At 41.6% G+C, this 3095-nt stretch carries 3 protein-coding genes and 1 pseudogene; 3 read left to right on the top strand and 1 reads right to left on the bottom strand.

Annotation, left to right across the window (positions count from 1 at the left end; translation table 11 throughout):
• From ABZB17_RS21835 to ABZB17_RS21845, 3 genes and pseudogenes are all read left to right on the top strand, one after another.
• Positions 1–408 (top strand): annotated as a pseudogene (locus tag ABZB17_RS21835) (hypothetical protein); the annotation flags it as partial.
• Between the two features lie 127 nt (positions 409–535).
• Positions 536–1555 (top strand): PmoA family protein, encoded by a 1020-nt coding sequence (locus tag ABZB17_RS21840; RefSeq protein WP_372653659.1) that lies wholly within the window; start codon positions 536–538, stop codon positions 1553–1555.
• Positions 1556–1579: 24 nt separating this feature from the next.
• A complete protein-coding gene (locus ABZB17_RS21845; protein ID WP_372653662.1) occupies positions 1580–2449 on the top strand; it encodes a sugar phosphate isomerase/epimerase family protein in 870 nt (289 codons plus the stop codon).
• A 138-nt stretch (positions 2450–2587) separates the two neighbouring features.
• On the opposite strand, the gene ABZB17_RS21850 is transcribed toward ABZB17_RS21845, so the two are convergent.
• Positions 2588–3095: YdeI family protein (locus tag ABZB17_RS21850; protein ID WP_372653665.1), on the bottom strand; the 508-nt coding region annotated here is incomplete at its 5' end.

A 3095-nucleotide genomic window follows, 5' to 3' on the forward strand; every position in this document is an offset into this window, starting at 1 on the left:
GAAGAAGGTGCAACTGTTGGTAATATTTTCTATGGCGAAAAAGGAATTATTGTAGTAGATGGTTACGATAAATACAAATCGTACTTGGGACGCAATAGGGAACCCGGAAAATCAGGCGACGATGGTGGTGTTGCAGCAACCGGAATGGATAGGGGAGCCGGCGGTACCGACGGGCACTTTGCTAATTTTATTGAAGCTGTTCGTGCCCACGACAAAACCCTTTTAAATGCACCGGTTGAAACAGCACACCTGTCTTCCGGGTTGGCGCATTTGGGTAACATTGCTTATCGTTTGGGTAAAGTACTGACATTTAATCCTCATGCCGAACAGTTTGTTAATGATCCGGAAGCAGATGAAATGCTTACACGGAATTACAGGGAAGGTTATGTTGTTCCAAATATGGTGTAGCAATTTCCCTTTTATATTTGAATTAATCAATTGAACTTGAGCAAAATGCGATGTAAGCCAAGCGAGGTTACATCGCATTTCCAGCCATATAAATACCAAAACTATGAAATTTAAAACGCTACTGATAATGGCAATTACAGCTGGCTCCTTACTCCTGTTTAGTAATTGTTATTCGCAACAAACCATTGATTTTAAAGTTGACGAGGCCGCAAAAAAAATAGATGTAAACATCGATGGAAAGTTGTTCACGTCATACATCTATCCTGACAATATTATGAAACCGGTGTTGTGGCCTGTAATGTCGCCTGCCGGAAATATGCTAACACGCAGTTTCCCTCTTATAAACAAGGAAGGTGATCGGACAGATCATCCGCACCACGTAGGAATATGGCTGAATTACGGCGATGTTAACGGGCTCGATTTCTGGAACAATTCTGAAGCCATTCCTGCTTATAAAAAGGTGGATTATGGTGTTATTTCCCATCAATCATTAACGAAAGCCAAAGGTGGAAAAGGAAAAGCAGTTCTGGAAACTGAATCAGTGTGGAAATCTCCTGATAATACGGCTATGCTTTCCGACGATACAAAATTCACATTTACGGCGAAAAAAAACATACGCATAATCGACCGTACAACCACTTTAAAAGCACTTATCGATGAGGTGAAATTTACCGACAACAAAGAGGGAATGTTTGCCATTCGTGTGGCTCGCGAACTGGAGTTGCCAAGTGACAAACCAACCAAATTAATGGATTCTCACGGTGTAGTTACCGAAGTGAAAAACATGGATAACACCTATGTGAAAGGCAATTACCGAAGTGCAGAAGGTGTTGAAGGCGGAGAAGTATGGGGCACCCGCTGCCGATGGATGAAATTGTCGAGCGAAATTAAGGGCGAACCTGTTTCATTGGTTATTATCGATCATCCTAAAAATGTGGGATACCCTACCTATTGGCATGCGCGCGACTATGGTTTGTTTGCTGCCAATACGCTGGGACAGAAAATATTCTCAAATGGCGAAAAAGAATTGAACTTCAGCCTGAATAAAGGCGACTCGGTTACGTTTAAATACCGGCTGGTGGTTGCTGCCGCCGATTTAAGCGATGAAGAAATAAATAAACTGGCAGATGAATATGCCGGAAAATAATGGGCATCCTTAAAAATTAAAGTGATGAATAAATCGCGAAGAAAATTTATACAGAATAGTTTTATTGCCGGCGCCGGACTGAGTTTGGTTGATCCAATGGCGGCTCAGGCCATGTTGCGCAAATCGAAAATGAAACTGGGTTTGGTAACCTACCAGTGGGGAAAAGACTGGGATTTACCAACCTTAATTGCGAATTGCGAAAAAACAGGTTATATGGGTGTCGAACTTCGTACGGAACATGCCCACGGAGTAGAAACAGTGTTGAGCCAGAAAGAGCGGCTAGAAGTTAAAAAACGGTTTGCCGACAGTCCGGTAACTTGTGTTGGCTACGGGGCAAACTTCGATTATCACCACGTTGATCAGGGCCTTGTAAAAAAGAATATTCAGGATACCATTGAATACCTGAAATTGTGTGCCGATATTGGTGCCACCGGTGTAAAAGTGAAACCAAACGGCATTCCAACCGAAGTACCACGAGAAAAAACCATTTCGCAAATTGCAGCTGCTTTAAACGAGTGTGGTAAAGCTGCTAAAGATTTGGGGCAGGTAATTCGCGTTGAAGTGCATGGTAATGTTTCGCAGGAAATACCAAACATGAAAGCCATTTTTGATCAGGTGACTGAAAAAAGCGTAAAAATGTGCTGGAATTGTAACGAACAGGATTTACTGCCACCGGGACTGGAAGCCAACTTTAATTCGGTGAAAAAATACTTTGGCGATACAGTGCACATTCGCGAACTCAATGTAGGCGACTATCCTTATCAGCAGCTCATGGATTTATTTGTGGACATGAAATACGATGGATGGATATTGCTGGAAGCCCGTACTTCTCCGGCCGATCGAATTTCTGCAATGAAAGAGCAACTGGATATTTTTAATAAAATGATTTCCTGATATTTTTAACCATTGGCAGGATCTCTGCTAAGAATATTGTAAGCAGAGGAAAGGTGTGCATGCCAATATGTACGCCTTTCTTTTTTTCCTGGATGGTGTTTACTTTGTTGTGAGTTATACCGTAAAACCGCAGAGAGTTTACTTTAAACCAAGTTTTTTCCCTGATTTTAAAACTTGTATCGATTCCTTAATCCGCTTTTCTTTTGTCTCGTCACGTTTGGCCATGTTAATCCAGCTAGTAAACTGGTTTTTATGATTTGTTGCCAGCGACTCGAAAAATACTTTAGCTTCAGGATTTCGGTTTAAAGCTGTTTTAAACTCATCAGATATTGTATGGCTAATCTTAAGATGAGAATAACCCTTTTTCCAATGTCCGTTTTGTTTGGCGGCTTCTACAAGTTTTAAACCCGGAGCTTTCATTTTGCCTTCTTGTAATAATTCGGTCACACGTTTTTTGTTTAACTCCGACCATATGCTGTTTTCTTTTCGTGGCGTGAACCGCCGTGTATAACATTCATCGTCGATACGGTTTACCAAGCCGTCGATCCAGCCGTAGCACAGTGCAGTTTTTACCGAGTCGTCGTATGAAATGCACGGTTTCCCAGTGTGCTTTTTGTAGTAAAGCAGAAATAATTCCTTTTCCTTA

The organism is Draconibacterium sp., from assembly GCF_041583095.1.
Lineage (GTDB): Bacteria > Bacteroidota > Bacteroidia > Bacteroidales > Prolixibacteraceae > Draconibacterium.